Annotated in this window: 14 protein-coding genes and 1 riboswitch; of the genes, 6 read left to right on the top strand and 8 right to left on the bottom strand. The window is 45.7% G+C overall.

The window, feature by feature from the left end:
• Positions 1-378: 378 nt before the first annotated feature.
• Entirely contained in the window at positions 379-1,236 is an 858-nt protein-coding gene (locus L976_RS17230) for a PA4780 family RIO1-like protein kinase (protein WP_037421993.1), read from the bottom strand.
• Positions 1,237-1,862: 626 nt separating this feature from the next.
• Between L976_RS17230 and L976_RS17225 the strand changes: the two genes are divergently transcribed.
• Positions 1,863-2,411 carry a DUF2799 domain-containing protein gene (locus tag L976_RS17225; protein WP_037430136.1) on the top strand — a complete coding sequence of 183 codons (549 nt, stop codon included), beginning with the start codon at positions 1,863-1,865 and terminating at the stop codon, positions 2,409-2,411.
• A gap of 21 nt (positions 2,412-2,432) precedes the next feature.
• Here the strand turns inward: L976_RS17225 and L976_RS17220 are convergent, their stop codons facing one another.
• Both L976_RS17220 and nrfA read right to left on the bottom strand, forming a co-directional pair.
• Positions 2,433-3,212: a phosphatase PAP2 family protein gene (locus L976_RS17220; protein WP_047540660.1), complete on the bottom strand. Its 780-nt coding sequence runs from the start codon at positions 3,210-3,212 to the stop codon at positions 2,433-2,435.
• 544 nt (positions 3,213-3,756) lie between these two features.
• Complete coding sequence (gene nrfA / locus L976_RS17215) at positions 3,757-5,160, bottom strand: ammonia-forming nitrite reductase cytochrome c552 subunit (protein ID WP_047538701.1); 1,404 nt, start codon at positions 5,158-5,160, stop codon at positions 3,757-3,759.
• A 242-nt stretch (positions 5,161-5,402) separates the two neighbouring features.
• Between nrfA and narQ the strand changes: the two genes are divergently transcribed.
• Together narQ and L976_RS17205 are read left to right on the top strand one after the other, a co-directional pair.
• Complete coding sequence (gene narQ, locus L976_RS17210; RefSeq protein WP_047538698.1) at positions 5,403-7,199, top strand: nitrate/nitrite two-component system sensor histidine kinase NarQ; 1,797 nt, start codon at positions 5,403-5,405, stop codon at positions 7,197-7,199.
• Complete coding sequence (locus tag L976_RS17205) at positions 7,192-7,821, top strand: response regulator (protein WP_037421976.1); 630 nt, start codon at positions 7,192-7,194, stop codon at positions 7,819-7,821. The genes narQ and L976_RS17205 overlap by 8 nt, the downstream gene beginning before the upstream one ends.
• 88 nt (positions 7,822-7,909) lie before the next feature.
• On the opposite strand, the gene L976_RS17200 is transcribed toward L976_RS17205, so the two are convergent.
• A complete protein-coding gene (locus L976_RS17200; protein ID WP_037421973.1) occupies positions 7,910-8,284 on the bottom strand; it encodes a YacL family protein in 375 nt (124 codons plus the stop codon).
• A gap of 180 nt (positions 8,285-8,464) precedes the next feature.
• Here L976_RS17200 and L976_RS17195 point away from each other — a divergent pair, with 180 nt between their 5' ends.
• On the top strand, positions 8,465-9,430 hold the full coding sequence (locus tag L976_RS17195; protein ID WP_037421970.1) for a zinc transporter ZntB: 966 nt from the start codon (positions 8,465-8,467) through the stop codon (positions 9,428-9,430).
• Between the two features lie 55 nt (positions 9,431-9,485).
• Here the strand turns inward: L976_RS17195 and L976_RS17190 are convergent, their stop codons facing one another.
• The 3 genes from L976_RS17190 to L976_RS17180 form a co-directional block, all read right to left on the bottom strand.
• Positions 9,486-10,601, bottom strand: a complete 1,116-nt coding sequence (locus L976_RS17190) for a succinylglutamate desuccinylase/aspartoacylase family protein (RefSeq protein WP_047538696.1) — start codon at positions 10,599-10,601, stop codon at positions 9,486-9,488.
• 1 nt (position 10,602) lies between these two features.
• On the bottom strand, positions 10,603-11,958 hold the full coding sequence (lysC, locus tag L976_RS17185; RefSeq protein WP_037421964.1) for a lysine-sensitive aspartokinase 3: 1,356 nt from the start codon (positions 11,956-11,958) through the stop codon (positions 10,603-10,605).
• 143 nt (positions 11,959-12,101) lie between these two features.
• Positions 12,102-12,276, bottom strand: a riboswitch (Lysine riboswitch).
• A 243-nt stretch (positions 12,277-12,519) separates the two neighbouring features.
• Entirely contained in the window at positions 12,520-12,954 is a 435-nt protein-coding gene (locus L976_RS17180) for a DUF3293 domain-containing protein (RefSeq protein WP_037430123.1), read from the bottom strand.
• A gap of 582 nt (positions 12,955-13,536) precedes the next feature.
• Here L976_RS17180 and arcA point away from each other — a divergent pair.
• Positions 13,537-14,253, top strand: coding sequence for a two-component system response regulator ArcA (gene arcA, locus L976_RS17175; protein WP_007644695.1), 717 nt, complete (start codon positions 13,537-13,539; stop codon positions 14,251-14,253).
• Between the two features lie 313 nt (positions 14,254-14,566).
• On the opposite strand, the gene L976_RS17170 is transcribed toward arcA, so the two are convergent.
• A complete protein-coding gene (locus tag L976_RS17170) occupies positions 14,567-16,858 on the bottom strand; it encodes a S9 family peptidase (RefSeq protein ID WP_047538692.1) in 2,292 nt (763 codons plus the stop codon).
• A gap of 296 nt (positions 16,859-17,154) precedes the next feature.
• Here L976_RS17170 and L976_RS17165 point away from each other — a divergent pair, with 296 nt between their 5' ends.
• The gene (locus L976_RS17165; protein WP_037421954.1) at positions 17,155-18,162 is read left to right on the top strand and encodes a class 1 fructose-bisphosphatase; all 1,008 of its coding nucleotides are present in this window, start codon (positions 17,155-17,157) and stop codon (positions 18,160-18,162) included.
• The last annotated feature ends 228 nt before the right edge of the window (positions 18,163-18,390 follow it).

Raw genomic sequence — 18,390 nt, 5'->3', positions numbered from 1 at the left:
ATCAAATATGTGAATTGTGCTCCCCCAAGTCATGAACATATTACCCTCTCGGGTCTTGTCCTTTTATTCACGGATCAATGACGATCCAGCGCTAGACTAGGATAGCGCGCCACGGATGGCTGTGTTATTGGGAAGGTTTCGGCAAGGCTCGAGGGAGTTGTCTCCCCCAAAGATTAATATGTCGATAGTGCTCTGTGTGGCCCATCAACATATTTCTCCCTTTGGTCTTGTCCTTTTATTGAGTGGTTCAATGGAAAGGAAGGGGCATAACGCCTGTGCCAAGGATGGCAATGCCACAGGCTTTAACACTCGCACCAGGCAATTAATCCCAATAAAAAAGACGCTCATAAGGCGTCTATTTTATTGAAGAATATTCTACTAATAATCTTCATTGGCTTCTTGAAGTCGCTGCTTGCGCTCCTGAGCCTCTTCATAGGCAGCTTGAATTTCATCCAAAACAGAACTGACGTCGGCATCGACTAATACTTCAGTAAAATGACCTGTTAACTGCGTATCAGGCTTTAACTGACCCGCCTCAAATAAGGCCCACATTTCTTTCGCGTATTGAGTCTTGAGCAATTCAGGTGCGTACTGGCCATAATATTGCGTCATGTTATTGACATCCCGCTCCAACATCCATTTAGCATGATTATTCGCTGCCGCATCTACCGCTTGGGGTAAATCAATAATGACAGGGCCTTGATCATCGACTAGGACATTAAATTCGGACAAGTCACCATGGACTAAGCCTGCGCAAAGCATACGCTTGACATAAGTCATCACTAAAGCGTGGTCATGTATAGCTTTCTCAGCGCTAAGGCTGACATCATTAAGGCGAGGCGCAACATGACCTTCACTATCGGTGACTAATTCCATGAGTAACACACCATCGTAGCAACCGTAAGGCGTTGGCACTCGCACTCCGGCATCGGCCAAGCGAAACAATGCATCTACCTCAGCGTTTTGCCAGACTTCTTCCATTTGCTCACGGCCAAATTTAGAGCCTTTTTCCATTGCGCGAGCGCGACGGCTATTTCGGACTTTACGCCCCTCTTGGTAAACCACCGCCTGCTTAAAACTACGTTTGTCCGCTTCCTTGTAAACTTTAGCGCAGCGAATATCTTCACCACAGCGCACAACGTACACAGTAGCTTCTTTACCGCTCATTAACTGGCTGATGACTTCATCAACCAGCCCTTCATCAACCAGAGGTTGGATTCGTTTAGGAGTTTTCATACCGACCTTATACCTTAGTTAGGCCTAAGATGGAATGTGCCGGGCAAATCTTCATATATAAAGCAGCCTTCTACCAATAATGAATAACAAAATGAGGGTAAGCATACCCGACTTCAGTAAAAACTAAAGCACCTAGCGTAGGAACACAAGAGCAAAAAATGGTGGATTTAAAGCCAATACATTTGCAGAGAACGACACATTATCTCCTTGATTGCCCCAAACAAATACTTGCTCGCTTCATCAGCAACATGTTAAATCCCACAACCATTAAACACACAACGAGATCACTCTGCCGTAAGTGACGGCGGCTTTAAGCCGTTACCCAAGCATTAACTACCTTCAGAATAATCTTAAAATGGTTTTCCACGTTTGTTATGGGGTATCAATGCCTATTTTGAGCAAAAATGAGGGGATATCGCCAAAGTGTTACCCCAAGCTATTGAAAGTATTAAATTATCACAAACTCAACCCGTTAGCACTATCCACCGAGTATGTTGTGATAAAGTAGGGTAACCAAGCCAGCTTGGTGCTGCTAAATAACCGCACAAAGGGCGAAATATAGCGCTAGATCTCCCCAGTACTAAGCTTTATGCTGATGCCACTTTTGCAACTCTTTTGATAATAAAATGCGATACCTAAACTTTGCACTCGCTCTGACAGCCCTCTCCCTCACTCAATGCACGAGTCTTTCACTCGAAGAATGCCGTGATAATGACTGGTACGCCACTGGCTTAGCCGATGGTAACCGCGGTGCTGCTGCGAGTAGGCTCAACCAATATCAACAGGACTGCCGTGAATTTAATCTCAAGGTTGATGCGACGCAATGGCAGCAAGGATATCAACAAGGATTAATGAGTTATTGTTTGCCAGAAAATGGTTACCGTATTGGTTTGGCGGGAGAATATTACTACGGCGTCTGTAATAACAATCAATTTGTTGAACGCTACAATCAAGGACATGAACAATATCTGATTAATAAACGTTTAGCAGAAATCGCCGATCGCTTAAATGCTATCGACAGCGAGATTAGCAGTATCAATAACAAACTAAACAATCTCACCGACAAAGCCGAATTACTAAGGCAAAAAAATATTTTATTGAATGAGAAGAACCATCTTCTGGACGAAAGTTTACGTCTGCGCCATGGAGATATTCGTTTTCAATTTAGGTTCTAATTGAAAAGTTAACCCATATAATCACTTAGAGATGCCTTTTTCGAAAACTTTAGTATCGATAAGGCTGACTTTGTTCGCGACTTTACTGTTTTTAACCTTAGGAACACGTAGGAAAAAACTATAATAAAGCAGGCTTGCTGAGGTCCACGCAATCGCCAAACTCCATAAGTCATGACTTAAAAAATGAGCACCGCGCAGTTCTTGGGCAAAACCAAAAATAGCCCCTAATCCAATCCCAAAGAGTAAGCCAAACTTTGCGTAACGTGGATAGTACTCCTTGAGCACATAATAACTCGCGACCCAAGCAAAACCGCTACTAGAATGCCCTCCAGGAAAGCACTGACCAAACTCAGCCCCTTCTGGTAAGCGTGCAAATAGAGAGCTATGCATCATACGCCCACCAAATTCAATGACATCCCAAGGGCAAGTCATATGAGTGAAACTCTTACCTAATCGAACCAACAACACGCTAGCAAGAACACTACAGAATAAATAGATAAAACCTTTACGATAAACACGCAACGTCTCAAGTCGAAAGCTTAGGCAAATGCAAGCAACAACCGCTATGGCGAACAAAATCACCAGATTACGTCCTGTCACATGCAAGATACTTTCGGTAAGCCAATGCCCTCGTAAAGGCCATGAACTGACACCTCCCTGCCAATTGAATAATAGGCTGGCAAAGCGCATATCAGCATGAGTCCATTCAAGCCCCAAAATAATTACCGTAAATACGAGCCATGGAACAAACAAATATCCCTTTGCAAACTGAAGAAGTGTCGTCCTAACATTGCTTTTAATATTCTGATGCACTTATTTATCCAATCACCAAAATCATAGCTTCGAGGATAAGGAGAAATTCTTATCAAAAGCTTAAGACATTTTACCGAAAAAATAACAAAAACCTTACAACTCCACAGGTTGAACGCTGATTAAAAACAGCTAAGGGATAAAATGATTATAGTGAATCAATAACCATGTGCTTAATGGATGAGCCTCCCATGCCCTAAAACTTCGTACTCCAACTGTCTCAAAAAGTCGGTTATTTACAGATACAACAATCGATAGGAGTAAATCAGGGCGTCACCAACATTGCTGGAAAACTGGCAACAAACCTAAGGACAACGAATAGTTAGGTCACGGACTTTACTGCGGGATAGTGATAGAAAAACCGTTAGAGCAAGCTTCATTCAACGTCCAACAGGGCCGTTAAAGATAACGAAATGAGATTAACAATCTGAGCCCCCATAAGAAATAATGGCTGAGCAAAATCGCTAATAAAAAGCCCCCGCAACCTCGATTGCGGGGGCTTTACTATGAGAGGTTAGCTCATATTCAACAATAATTACTTGTAAGTCGCTTCGCGTTTTTTCGCTTCGGCATCCCACTTAGGTAACATGTCTTTTTTGAATGCTTCTTTCTCTGCATTCAGTTTTTCCATGTCCATACCCAGTACCGCCTGAGCTTTCGCTTTAGTCGAAATATCAGGGATAGCGACAGGATCTGTTAAACCTTTTTTCGCTAACAACTGTGCTAACTTAACACGAGCATCGGCGGCTTTATTAACAGATGTACCCAACACTCGTAGTGCTTCTTCAGGAGCGTGAGCCGCAACACCGTGCGAAGCAATGGCTAAATCCCAGCGCCATTGAGCGTGGCGGATGTCAGTCAAAATTGGCTTCATTTCAGCTTCAGTAGCACCTAATTCCCATGCTTTAGCAGCTTCGAAGTGCGCCTTCACTAATTGCTCTTCCGCTTTAAGTTTCATTTCTTTAACTTTAGCTTTGCGCTCATTAGTAACGCCAACTAAGAATTCTTTCGTTTGGCTATGGCAAGTTGCACAGGTTTCTTCGAAACGATCGAACGGGTTACCGACTTTATGGTCAGTGAACTTCTTACCTTCAGGGCTAGTCACTTTAGGCATATGGCAGTCAACACAACTGACATTATTTTTACCATGAATACCCATCTTCCAAGTTTCGTACTCAGGGTGCTGTGCTTTTAACATTGGCGTCTTAGATAACGCGTGAGTCCAATCTGAGAACTCGATACCATCGTAATAAACTTCCATCTGGTCAACAGTGATGCCCATATCCCAAGGGAATTTTACGAAGTTCTTTCTGTCTTCTTTCTTCTCGAAATAGTATTCAACGTGACATTGACCGCAAACCATTGATTGCTTGTCTTTCTTCGAGGCTTTATCAAATGGCGTACCGATAGCATCCATTGCGCGGTCTACATAAGGACGAGAGATCCGCAGTTTTGGCGAACCTTTTTCATGGCAATCGCCACAGCCAATAGTATTGGTCACTTCCGGGCCACCTTTAGCCCACTTGCCTTTGAAGTAACCGTCTTCACCTTGTTCTTCGATCAGGCGAGGTACGTCAGGGCTCTTACAGCTCCAACAAGCCATTGGCATTGGGCCGTCTTCCGCGTTGGCAGGGGCGCCAGTACGCAGAGTATTACGCACATCAGTCACGGCATACATATGGCCGCGAGGCGCGTTGTAATCTTTAGCAAAACTATAACCAGCCCACAGAATAACCATATTAGGATCCTGTGCTAATGCATCAACAAGCTCTTCACTCTTTGCAGTGTCATGCCAGCTATTATATTGATTTTTAAATTTATCTTTATAAACTTCGTTGCGAGGCTCGGTCTTATCGCTTGCCATCGCACCCGCCGCCATGAAGCTGGCGGCAACCAATGCACTCAGTGCAAAGGACTTACCAGTCATCTTCTTCATCATCTCATCTCCGTGTTGCATTATTTTAGTGAATCACGACATCTCCAAGGCCAAAGTTAGTGGCTTAACCCCACCAAAGACATACCTCTTAGGGGGTATCTAGAACGAAGTTTGCGCTAGATCAAAATGTAATAGTGTTGTTGTTCACACTTTTATGTTTTCGTTAGTGTAGTACATTATTTTCTAATGTAAAACACGACTAAAGTGCCATTAAATCAATGGCCCATATATTAGGTAATGGACATATGAAACGAGGCAGCCTTACCTCTAAAATTTTGGGTTTAATGTTAGTACTGATTTTGCTTTCTAGCAGCCTAGCGATCTTCGCAATCATCAATTTGTCTTACAGCCTAGGGGATGCAAAAGCCATCAACGCCTCTGGTTCACTGCGGATGCAAAGCTACCGGCTGATGTTCTACGCCAACTCAGGCAGTGAAGCTGCCCAAGAAAAAATCACTGAATTTGAAAATACGCTGCATTCTGAGGCACTACAACCCTCCACAGGCTGGCTCAGTCAGAAAAGAATAGCCGAGCAATATCAACTTGTTATCGATAAGTGGCTAGTGATGAAATATTACATCGAGCAGGAAAACTCCCGCGACTACGCCGCCTCACTCAAGGACTTTGTCGATACTATTGATTTATTGGTATTGGAGATGGAGCATCATGCCGCTTTTAAGTTGCGCCTTCTCGCGGCGAGCCAAATTTTTGGGCTTGGGCTGATGCTGGTTATCGCCTTTTTAGCGGTGCGATTTACTAAACGCAAAGTCGTTGTACCCTTGCAACAATTGATGGAGTCCGCCAATACGATTTCTAAGGGTAACTTTGAAATCGAAATGCCCGAAACCGAATATATTGAACTCACGGCTCTGACCGATGCACTGCAAAAAACCGCGCGAGAGCTAGCCACACTCTACGGTAACTTAGAGTCACAAGTGGCCGAAAAAACCTTAGCACTGACACGGGCGAATAATGAACTGGCCTTTTTATACGACACTCTGTTAACACTTAATGCCAATAAGCTGGACTATAAGGCCCTCAAAGCAGCATTAAATCAGCTAAAAGATTATGAGTCGATCGAGTATTTGAGGCTGATTATCCAATACCCTGAGCAGGAGCTCGAAGTCGTAGAGGCCGATGGTGGCTGGCCAGAAGGCGCTCACAACAACATCCGCTTTCCGCTACAATTTGAGCAGGCTGATTTAGGTTATTTAGAGCTTATCTCAACCCAAGATATTAATACTCCGTTGTTTAAAAACTTTGCCATTATGCTTACTCGCTCCATCGTTATTCATAACGCTACCGAACAAAGACAACAGTTAGCCCTAATGGAAGAACGTGGTGTTATTGCAAGGGAATTACATGATTCACTCGGGCAAGTGCTTTCTTTCCTAAAAATCCAAATTAGCTTGCTGCGCAAAAATTTAGATCTTAGCTGCCGCAGTCCTACCATTGAGGGACAACTCACAGAGATCAACGAAGGGGTTAGTACAGCCTATGTACAACTCCGAGAGTTACTATCCACCTTCAGATTAACCATTAAGGAACCCAATCTGAAGAATGCGATGGAAGCAATGCTTGAGCAGCTCAGAGCAAAAACCGATATCAAGATCCACCTCGATTATAAGCTTTCCCCCCAATGGCTAGAGGCGAAACAACATATCCATATTTTGCAGATCACCCGAGAAGCAACGCTCAACGCTATCAAACATGCCCGTGCTAGCCATATCAATATCCGCTGTTATAAAGATGAGCATGGTATGGTTAATATCAGTGTAAGTGATGATGGTGTAGGCATTGGCCACATTAAAGAGCGGGATCAACACTTCGGCATAGGCATTATGCATGAGCGTGCCAGTAAGTTAGGTGGCACTGTTGTATTTAGCAGCAATGATGCGCAGACTAGTCGCAAAGGAATCACTGGACAGCTAGAGCCAGAAAATCCAGACTCGCCCCTTGAACCCCATAGCACATCCAATTTATCACAGGGCACCAAAGTCACTTTAATCTTCCCTTCTCAACAGGAGCCTACACATGGGTAAACCTTATTCTGTTCTGGTGGTCGATGATCACCCTCTCTTACGTAAAGGTATCTGCCAATTGATCGCCTCAGATCCAGACTTTAACCTCTTCGGTGAAGTGGGTAGTGGTTTAGATGCTTTAAGCGCCGTAGTAACTGATGAACCTGACATCGTCTTGCTCGATCTCAATATGAAGGGAATGACTGGCCTCGATACCCTCAATGCCATGCGCCAAGAAGGCGTGACTTCACGAATCGTGATCCTAACAGTTTCAGATGCCAAACAAGATGTTATTCGCCTATTACGTGCGGGAGCTGACGGTTACTTACTCAAAGATACCGAGCCAGATTTGCTGCTCGATAAACTCAAAAATGCCATGTCAGGCCACAGAGTGATCAGCGAAGAAGTTGAAGAATATCTCTATGAACTCAAAAATGCCGCCGATGAACAAGAATGGATTTCAAGCCTCACCCCAAGGGAGCTACAGATCCTGCAACAACTGGCGGAAGGATTAAGTAATCGTATGATTTCAGAGCATTTACACATCAGTGAAGGCACTGTGAAAGTGCATGTCAAAAACCTGTTGCGTAAAGCTAATGCCAAGTCGAGAACCGAAATGGCGGTAAGATATTTGAACAATTGATATTGGATAAGTGATAGGCTTACTCCATTAAATAATAAAGGCAATCAATAGATTGCCTTTATTATTAGTTGATATTCACAGCGAGCGGTTATAGTCCTTTTTGCACAAATTCATACCAACTAAGTAGCGCTTCTTCTAAATCTTCTAGCCCACAGTAAGCCTCAGATTCAGCATCATAGAGGGACATCGCCTCTTCGAGTTCATAATCCTGCTCAAATCCTAAAGCATTAGCGTAAATTCGTGCCTGCTCCTCATCCAGATCTAAGGTAATATCTTTGCCGATAAAACGCCAAGAAACTCGCTTACCTGTTTGAATTTCTTTGATAATATCGAGCACTTGCTGAATTTTGGCTAACTCAGGCCCCAACTCTTCTGAAAACCATTGGCCCAGTACCTCATGGTCCATGCTAAAGCTGGCTAAATACGTGCCAGTCAAACTGTTACGCCGAAATTCATATTCCATTTTATCTTCTCAATACATTACAACTAAGGCTAATTTTAATCTATTTCATCATAAGTTGCTTGGCTAGCAATTTACTCATCTAGCGCCGAGGTTATTGTGAGAGGAAACGACGCTAGGCTTCATTTCCACTGTAAAATCAGTTAGCTTTACCCGATGATTTAGCATGAGATGGAATGTGACATGCACGAAGGATTTATCTATAGCATAGTGCTTAGCGGCGCACGAGCTGGCTCAACCTTAAGCCCAGAACAACTTGAAAATTGGGACCCTAAGGACGGGTTGATTTGGGTACACCTACGTTATCGCCACAAAAAGGCTCGCCATTGGGTGTTAAACAGCGGTCTTAATAAAGTCGAAACCGATGCCCTGCTCGCCCAAGATACTCGCCCTCGAGCCGTATTGGCAGGGGAAGGCGTATTACTCGCACTGCGCGGTATTAACTTAAATCCAAACTCAGCACCTGAAGATATGGTCGCCGTGCGAATTTACGCCGATAGACAGCGCATTATCTCCACCTGTGATCGCGAGCTGCAATCGGTTAAAGATGTGGCTGAACTGATCATGGAAGGCACAGGCCCCACCACCACAGGAGATTTTCTCCTCGCCATTTGTGAAAAACTGACTACACGTAAAGTCGATTTTATCGATACGCTAGAGGAGCAACTTTCAGAATTAGAAGAACAAGTTGTTTCTGGCAATGTTAAAGATTTACGTACTGATATTGCCGAACTACGCCGACAAACCGTAGCCTTGCGCCGCTATTTAGGCCCACAGAAAGAAGCCTTCACTAAGATGCTGTCCGATCAATTTGTGCTGTTTAATGAGCCCGAAAAACTTAAGATGCGCGAAACCACGGATAAGCTTATTCGCACCATTGAAGACTTAGATGCACTGCGCGACCGAGCCAATGTGACCCAGGAAGAGTTACTCAGCCAGCAATCGGAGCAGCTAAACAAGCGCTTGTATTTCTTATCCTTAGTCTCGGCAATTTTCTTACCGCTGGGCTTTTTAACCGGTTTGCTTGGGGTCAATATCGGCGGTATTCCCGGTGCGGATAACGCATGGGCTTTTGCGACCTTCTGCGGCATTTTAATATCGCTGGTTGCCCTGCAAATGGCGCTCTTCTATCGCTTTAAGTGGTTGTAGACTGCAATAAAAAAACGCCAATCTCGAGATTGGCGTTTTGTTTTGCTGATTGCCGTTAATATGGCAATTCAAACAGATTGGTCATGACTTTATAGAGCTCTGTGCCTTGATGCACCGACGCCGAAGCAAAATGGAGTATAGGCACACAATCCTGGGGCAAACTGAGTGCCGTCAGTTCCTGCTCACTGCCATATAAGTCGAGTCGCAGCAGATTGACTAAGGTCTCACCCGCTGCAAGCGGCTCTCCCACGGGCGCCACATATTCCACCAAGCCCGCCATAGGCGCATGGTACTTTTTGTAATCCTTAAGATAACAGCCAAAACGCGGCATCTTAACGGGTTCCACTTGCTCGGCAATCACCCCTCGATGGCTTAAATAGGCCAAAATGCCTTTAGCATCGACTAAAGCATCCTCAAGGCAAATGCGTTCTTGGCTCGCCAGTTCCAAGGTAAAAGCTGAAACGGCGATATTGAGATCCCGCCCCTGCGCTTTTGCCACTTCACTCAATTGCCACCAAGGACAAAATGCCGCCTCATCCATTGCGCCACCAAAACTATTGGGGATCACCAATGTATAAGGAATCGTGAAAAACTGCGCCGCTGCAATATCATATTCAGGGCAATACAAATGTTTACAGGATTTAGGCCCAGTATGCAGATCGAGCACTATATCCGCTGCATGGGCCATAGCCTGTAAGCTAACCGCCAATCTGTGTCCCGTGGTCACGCCCCAATCGTTACGTAACCGCTGCTGGCAAGCTTCAATCAAGGTGCTGCGATATGCTTGAATAAGTTCGCTATCGCTAAGCTCAGCATGTTCACTGTACCAAGCGGGTAAATCTATCGCGTGATTTAAGTACTCACGATTCCAGTTTACGCCAGTGATAGGGTCAAAACGCCCCAGTGTAAACTCACCGCTTTTTTGATTAATTCCCAGCGGATTAGCCAAGGGCACTAAGGTAATTTCCCCTAAGATGTGGCAATTTTCCAACTGTTTCATCAATTGATAAATCACCGCATTGCCTTGCACCTCAGCACCATGGACATTAGCCTGAATATACACTTTAGGGCCAGATACATGACCACTTGGCTTAAAGTGATAAATCGGCAGCGTCAGAGCCTGCCCTGCGGCAAGCTCCCCAATTTGCAGAGACGATGTTGTCGGCAACATACTAAACGCCTTCAAACAAATTTTCGTGCAACGCTTTAACCACTTGTGCCGCTTCGGATTCGGCCACTAACACACACAAGTTATGCGGACTGGCACCTTGGCAGATCATGCGCACATTGTGGGGTTCGAGCACTTCAAACACGCGGCGACAAATACCCGCAGTCGTAGCGATGCGATTACCGATAATCGCCACTAGGGCTAAACCATCCTCCACACGCACGCGGCAATGTTGCGATAATTCTTGCAGTAACGCTTCACTTAATAAACCTTGCCCGCTTGAATCGGAGCCGGTTTTATCTAAGGTCAGGGATACGTTAACTTCGGAGGTGGTGATCAAATCCACACTGATCTTGTGTCTTGCCAATGTGGCAAAGGTTTCCGCCAAGAAGCCCTGCGCATGCAGCATTTGTAGGCTGTGCAGATTGAGTAGCGTCTGGTCGCGGCGCAGCGCCACCGCGCGGAACACGGGTGCATCTTCAACCTGATGGCGGATCCAAGTGCCACCCTTTTCAGGCTCCTTGCTTGAACCGACAAACACTTGAATTTGTTGGCGCACGGCCGGAAGAATCGTCGCAGGATGTAATACTTTAGCGCCAAAGGTCGCCATTTCGGCGGCTTCGTTAAAGCTGATTTCGGCAATCGGATGGGCATTTGGCGCGAGGCGCGGATCGGTCGTATAAATCCCGGCCACATCGGTCCAAATCTCAACCGCTGAGGCTTTTAACGCTTCGGCTAACAGTGCCGCAGAATAGTCGCTACCGCCACGGCCGAGAGTTGTGGTTTGCCCCGCTTCATCGGAGCCAATAAAACCTTGAGTCACAATCACTTGCTCAGATAACAGCGGCAGTAAATGCTCACTCGATAGCAAAGCAATTTGCTCAACCTGTGGCTCGGCGCGGCCAAAATGGCTGTCGGTGCGCAACACACGGCGCACATCGAAGGCACTTGAGTTGGCGCCTTTTTCGCGCAATACCGCCGCAAATAATGCCGACGAACACTGCTCGCCAAGGGACAATAACTCATCCATGGTGGCCTTACTGCGCTGGGACGCCAGCGCTTCGCTTAATACCGCCATACGGCTTAACAGCTTATCTAATGCGGCAGCAACATCGTTAGGGCGACCGAGTTTATCTAAGATAGCGTATTGAATCTGCGCAATTTGCTTTAATCGTTGTAAGCGACCATCGTCGTTTATTGACTCTTGGGTCAGTTCAACCAACAGGTTCGTCACGCCACTGGAGGCGCTAACCACCACTAAACGGCAATCGGGATTGCCCAGTACGATATCGGCGCAGCGATTCATTGCACCGTAATCGGCGACTGAAGTACCACCAAATTTTGCGACAACAAGAGACATTAGCGCACCTCCGCAGAAGCAGAAGACACGGCACAAACTAGGATAAGATATTGATTAACTAACATGATTACGCTCCGAACTAACTTCGTTCGAAGAGCCTGGTGCTCAATGATACGCACCCCAATAGAAGGGAAACAGCAATCGTCACCAGAAGCTCTCCACCAATTACAGGTGACAATCGTTAGGATTCAGCCTAAGCGACCGACATAAACATGCAGCAACCATATCTATGCCTCGGCGTTAATCTCCCTCATCAATCATCGCTGGAGTTTGTGCTCCTCTGACTGACTACCTAGTTAACGCTCCTCTTCTGTTCCTTTCCGCCGGAAAGGGACGAAAAAAGTAGCAATAAACCCCTAATGAAGTCAATGCTAATTTCACACACTATATACAAATTCAATAAACGCATTTAAAAACAATGGGAATTTAAAACGTTTGCGACTTATGCCAAACGAGAATAGGGAAAAATCAATCAGATCTAGCAAAGAAGAAAAACAAACTAGCCTTGCCGTGAGATCAGCAAAGCTTAGCCAGAGGAGCGATTAAAAGCGTCAATCGCGGTTAGGTGACCAAGTCCGGTAGCTCATAAACCAAACGCACATAGTCGTTAAATCGACCTAAACACACCTCTGTTTGCCCGGCTAATGTACAAGGCACTAAACTCACCTCGCCCTGTTCCACCATGTAGATAGCGTATTGATTAAACTTTTTCCCCAACTGCAAGGCCATGCTGCGATCAATAAACACGGCCCAGCTCTTCTCCATATGGGATAAATCTGGCGATGCCCCAATCAGTGCACGATAGGGACTGCCTAATAATTCAATTTCACGTAGAAGTTGGCGGTCGAGTAATCGGTTTTGGCTGGGAGTAAGGAGGGTTGAAGCGGGATTATGGGCGGTAATTACAGCAAAGGAAAAATCACAGGATAATGCTTGAGTAAGCAAAAACAACGGCGTTTGATAATGCTGCCACAAATCTTGAGTCATGTTGTCCATTGGTAGTCTAGTCGAAAAATGAACCCGCGCTAGTTTAACAGAGAGCCTAAAAAATCCAAAGAGGCGTGAACTGGCTCACAAGAATTAAAAATACATTAGTTATACTAATCAATGACTAAAGTAAATATCATGGTAAATCAGCGTCTCAGCCTGAAATTTGTTAACATTTCATTTGTTAACAAATGCCTAAAACGAGTACAATGTCGTCATTGGCCAGTTAAGCAGATAACATTAAGTTTGCTTAATCTTGACAAGGGTTTGTTAGATTCCTCTGCGAAATCACCTTATGCTGGCCAGACATCTTTTAAAATGTGTTCTACATTTGATTTATCATTTAAACATTTTAAAAAAAACAATAGTTAAGGAACTATTTTTAACTATTGCTTATCGAAGTTGATACTGGTTACGTTTTATCGTATTACACTTTAAACGTTCACTTATATACATCCTGACGTGTAGCCGTGAAGATCTTCCCTTTGAAGCACAGAGCAGTAAGTGGAAGTATCAACATTTTATGAATATAAGAATCCGATGTAAGTGATTCTTATGGTTAGAATATTGGTTAAAATTTAGGTACTTAATATGCAAAATCCGCACATTCTGATCGTTGAAGATGAAGCCGTTACCCGTAACACGCTAAGAAGTATTTTCGAGGCAGAAGGGTATGTGGTAACTGAGGCCAATGATGGCGCAGAAATGCATAAGGCTATGCAGGAAAACAAAATTAACCTCGTGGTTATGGACATTAACCTACCAGGTAAAAACGGTCTGTTGTTGGCACGTGAATTACGTGAAATCAACAACATCGGTCTGATCTTCTTAACAGGCCGTGACAACGAAGTCGACAAAATCCTTGGACTTGAAATTGGCGCGGACGATTATATTACCAAGCCGTTCAACCCTCGTGAATTGACGATTCGTGCTCGCAACCTTCTGACTCGTGTTAATAGCGCAGGCAATGAAGTCGAAGAAAAGAGCTCTGTAGAATACTATCGTTTTAACGATTGGAGCCTAGAGATCAACAGCCGTTCTCTCGTCAGCCCACAAGGTGAATCTTACAAACTGCCACGTAGCGAATTCCGCGCTATGCTGCACTTTGTTGAAAACCCAGGCAAAATCTTAACTCGTGCCGATCTACTGATGAAGATGACTGGCCGTGAGTTAAAGCCACACGACCGTACTGTTGACGTGACAATCCGTCGTATTCGTAAGCACTTCGAAAGCTTGCCAGATACGCCAGAAATCATCGCTACCATTCACGGTGAAGGCTACCGTTTCTGCGGTAACTTAGAAGACTAATCTTCAACTTACCGTTTGAACGCCATAAAAAACCAGATCCCAGGATCTGGTTTTTTTATCTCTGCAAAATAGGTTTTAGCTGTACGAAATAAAGCAAACTGGAAATCCAAATTACAACTCAGTGAACTGGAATATTGAGCGCCAGATAAGTATTGAGTGTGTTGTGATTAAACTAAGCAGCGTACTGTTAAATAAATAGGCTTAACTCAGAATCATACAAAATAAAAAAGAGTGAGGACGTTACCCCACTCTTTTAAAAAACGCCACTCTGACATAAATACCAGTCTGATATAAATGCCAACCTAATGCTGAGTTATTTGCCGCTTTTAAGCTGTCTATCGAGGAAATCCGCCAGCGAGCGGTATAAGTGATTACGCACTTTCTCACCGCGCATCGAATGCTTAGACCCAGGATAATCAATCATCTGGAACAGTTTACCTTCGTCCTGCAACGCCTTATACACGCGAGTACTGTTTTCAAACAACACGTTATCGTCGGCCATGCCGTGGTACATCAACAGCCCCGACTGGTAGTTTTTCACATAGGGGAACACGCTACTGGCTTCGTAACCCTGCTCATTATTCGCGGGATGAGCAAGATAACGCTCGGTGTAGTGAGTGTCGTACAAGCGCCAATCGGTGACGGGCGCGCCCGAAATCGCCGCCTTAAAGTAATCCGGCGCCTTAAATAAACTCATCAAGGCCATATAACCGCCGTAGCTGTGGCCATAAATCGCCACGTTGTTGCTATCGACAAAGGGCAAGCTGCGCAGATAATCGACGCCAACCTTTTGATCGTTCACCTCCGCTTCGCCCAAGTGACGATAAATCACTTGCTCAAACTGAGTGCCTCTGTGGGCACTGCCACGGTTATCCAGTTGAAATACCACATAACCTTGCTGCACTAAGTATTGGGTAAAGTAATCCTGCTCACTCCAGCTATTCGTCACTAATTGCGCATGCGGGCCGCCATATACGCGCACCACCACGGGGTACTTTTTGTTCGCATCGAAGGGCACAGGTTTAAAGAGACGCGTTTGCAAGATTTGCCCATCTTCGGCTTTAAGCTCTTTAAACTCAGGCTGTTGCCAAAGTCCAGCATAGTCATACAGAGGATGGCCGGCTTTGACTTGGTTTTGCTCGACCCACGCCAGATGTTGGCCCTTATCACCGTGTAAACTGATCTGTGGTGGCTGAGATAAACTATTGAAATAATCCAGATACACGCTTTGATTATCGGCAAATACCGGATCGTGCATCCCCGCCTCGCGGCTCACACGCTCAACCTTGCCGCCCGCTAACGGCACTCGATAGAGATGCTTTTCGATGGGGGTATCTTTACGGCCGGTGAAATACACCCAGCCTGCGGTTTCATCGATATATTCCAGCTCATCGACTGCCCAATTACCCTTGGTCAGTTGTGTCTTCAGCTTACCTTTTAGGTCAAACAAATACAGATGATTAAAGCCGTCACGCTCCGATGCCCAAATAAAGGCCGACTGTTGCTTTAAGAAGTGCAGGTCATTGTTAAGATTCACCCAAGCATCGCTACGCTCTTTGACTAAGGTTTTCGGCTTGGTCAGCGATTCTAGCGCCACCAGTTGCAGGTCTAATTTTTGTTGATCGCGGCTCTGCCACTGGAAGGATAAATGCTTGCTATCCGGCAACCAATCGACGCGAGGCAGGTAAATATCCTTATTTTTATCATCGCTTAAGGTGACCCAATTGATGCCTTTATTATTAAGGGTCACAACGCCCAGTTGGATCTCGACATTGTTTTTGCCCGCCGCCGGATAACGCTGCTCGGTAAGCTTAATGCCATCGGCATAGATTTCATTGCGGGTGACTAACTCAACGCCCGACTCATCGATACGGGTAAAGGCGATGGCCGACTCATCGGGCGCCCACCAGTAACCCGTCATGCGGCTCATTTCTTCCTGCGCCACAAATTCCGCCATGGCATTTTTAATCGCGCCGCCACCGTCAGTGGTCATGGCCTCAAGCTTTTTAGTCGCTAAATTGAGCACATACAAATTTTGATCCCGCACGAAGGATACAAAGTTACCCTTGGGCGATAGGCGCGCATCGGTGGCAAAGCCCTCGCCTATCGGCAGTTGGCTAACGCTGTTATCCGCTAAGGAGAAGTAATACAGATTACCCGAGGCAGGGATCAACAGCGCCTTGCTATCGTCCGCCCAGAAATATTCCATAATGCCGTCGCCATAAATACGTTGGCGCTCGCGGCGGGCCTTTTCTTCATCGGACAGTTCATTGCTCGCCAACTTATCGGCATTCAGCAACAGGCTAGATTCGCCCGTCTTCACATCCATTTGCCAGAGATCGTAAAAGTTCTGGTTGTCTTTACGTCCAGCCAGATAAGTCACCCTTTGACCATCGGGGGATAATTTTAATCCACGGGGACTCGTACCCGCCAAGGCAGGAGACGCATTCATGCGCTCGATAGTCAGCGGCGTTGTGCCGCCCTCAAGCGCATAGGCGGGGGTAAATATCGCGCTAGAAACCATGGCCAGTTGACTCGCTATCAGTAGGGATGAGGCGCCCAATGTCACCGAGCGCAGGGAAGAAGCTAACCCATTTTTAGTCATTATTATTCCTTGGAAGCATATTCGCCCTTGATGGACGATGAAAAACTGCCGCCATTGTGCCAAGGCACAGCCTAAATAAAAAGCGCAGGCAATATACAGATACAAATTAGCAGGCAAACTCCAGCGGTTAGCTCAATTTTCAAGATAACTAACATCGCCTTGCGATAACAGATAACGGTAACAACCTAAATTGCGTAAAACCCACAGCAACATCGCTGAAATTGTCGACTAACTGAGTTATTATTCGCGGCAAATAATGAAATTGACCTCAATGTTGAACCCCTAAAGGACCTAACATGCAGACTCTTGCCCAGCACTTAACCTCAAAGGCAGTGAACGAATCCCTCGCGCAACTGATTTTGACCTTAGCCGACACCTCCAAAGCCATCAGCCATGCCGTGCGCCACGGTGCCTTAGCCGGTGTGTTAGGCGCGACCGAACAAGAAAACGTCCAAGGTGAAACCCAGAAAAAACTGGATATCATCACCAACGATATGCTCAAAGATGCATTAAAAGCCGACGGAACAGTGCGCGGCCTCGCCTCTGAGGAAGAAGATCATGTGGTTGAAGTCAGCGCCAATGGTCAATATCTGGTATGTTTCGACCCTCTAGATGGTTCATCGAATATCGATATCAACTCACTTGTCGGTACAATTTTCTCCGTATTGCCAGCAACAAAAGGGCCCGCACCACAGGGTGAGTTAACCGAGGCGAGCTTCCTACAATCTGGCCGCAATCAGTTAGCCGCAGGTTATGTGCTCTACGGCCCATCAACCATGCTCGCGCTCACCACAGGCCAAGGCGTGCAACTCTTTACCCTGCACCCAGAAACCAACGAATTTTTACTGACCAACGCGGCCATGAGCATCAGCCCAGACACCCAAGAGTTCGCCATTAACATGTCGAACCAACGTTTTTGGGAAGCGCCAATGCAGACCTACATCGCCGATTTACTGCTAGGCAAAATTGGCCCTCGCGAAAAATCCTTCAACATGCGCTGGATTGCCGCCATGGTCGGTGACGTGCACCGCGTACTTTCTCGCGGCGGTATCTTTACTTACCCAACCGACAATAAAGATCCTAAAAAGCCATACAAACTGCGTTTAATGTACGAAGCCAACCCAATGGCCTTGTTAGTCGAGCAAGCTGGCGGTAAAGCCTCTACCGGTTATGAAACCATTTTGGATATTCAACCAACGCAAATTCACCAACGCGTTGCGGTTATCCTCGGTAGCGCCAATGAAGTGGACGCTTGCCTAAGCTACCATGGTTTAGATTACAGTGAAGAACCAAGTCTAGACTAAGCCGAATCGCTTAGATTTTGATTTTTATGATAAAAGCCACTAACCACAGTGGCTTTTTTATTGTCGCGGAATGCGACATTTGGGTTTTATGCGGCTTCACCGCTGGAGTCATTGCGGCCTAACGGCCGAGAAGTTTAACGTCGTGGGGCTTCAACCCTCTGCCTGATATTCGTGCTGTTTAGCACAATGCTATATTGATTGCGGCCTAGCGGCCGAGATAAATCAAGA

Origin of the sequence: Shewanella sp. ZOR0012, from assembly GCF_000798835.1 — a bacterium.
Taxonomy (GTDB): Bacteria; Pseudomonadota; Gammaproteobacteria; order Enterobacterales; family Shewanellaceae; genus Shewanella; species Shewanella xiamenensis.
The sequence above is the reverse complement of the archived record's forward strand: the minus strand, read 5'-3'. Positions and strand labels throughout refer to the sequence as shown.

Excerpts from the sequence above, each read along its gene's own strand:
- L976_RS17225 (WP_037430136.1), top strand. The coding sequence starts at position 1,863 with ATGCGATACCTAAACTTTGCACTCGCTCTGACAGCCCTCTCCCTCACT.
- narQ (WP_047538698.1), top strand. The coding sequence starts at position 5,403 with ATGAAACGAGGCAGCCTTACCTCTAAAATTTTGGGTTTAATGTTAGTA.
- L976_RS17200 (WP_037421973.1), bottom strand. The coding sequence starts at position 8,284 with ATGGAATATGAATTTCGGCGTAACAGTTTGACTGGCACGTATTTAGCC.
- L976_RS17180 (WP_037430123.1), bottom strand. The coding sequence starts at position 12,954 with ATGGACAACATGACTCAAGATTTGTGGCAGCATTATCAAACGCCGTTG.
- lysC (WP_037421964.1), bottom strand. The coding sequence starts at position 11,958 with ATGTCTCTTGTTGTCGCAAAATTTGGTGGTACTTCAGTCGCCGATTAC.
- L976_RS17195 (WP_037421970.1), top strand. The coding sequence starts at position 8,465 with ATGCACGAAGGATTTATCTATAGCATAGTGCTTAGCGGCGCACGAGCT.
- L976_RS17190 (WP_047538696.1), bottom strand. The coding sequence starts at position 10,601 with ATGTTGCCGACAACATCGTCTCTGCAAATTGGGGAGCTTGCCGCAGGG.
- L976_RS17165 (WP_037421954.1), top strand. The coding sequence starts at position 17,155 with ATGCAGACTCTTGCCCAGCACTTAACCTCAAAGGCAGTGAACGAATCC.
- nrfA (WP_047538701.1), bottom strand. The coding sequence starts at position 5,160 with ATGATGAAGAAGATGACTGGTAAGTCCTTTGCACTGAGTGCATTGGTT.
- L976_RS17205 (WP_037421976.1), top strand. The coding sequence starts at position 7,192 with ATGGGTAAACCTTATTCTGTTCTGGTGGTCGATGATCACCCTCTCTTA.
- L976_RS17170 (WP_047538692.1), bottom strand. The coding sequence starts at position 16,858 with ATGACTAAAAATGGGTTAGCTTCTTCCCTGCGCTCGGTGACATTGGGC.
- L976_RS17230 (WP_037421993.1), bottom strand. The coding sequence starts at position 1,236 with ATGAAAACTCCTAAACGAATCCAACCTCTGGTTGATGAAGGGCTGGTT.
- arcA (WP_007644695.1), top strand. The coding sequence starts at position 13,537 with ATGCAAAATCCGCACATTCTGATCGTTGAAGATGAAGCCGTTACCCGT.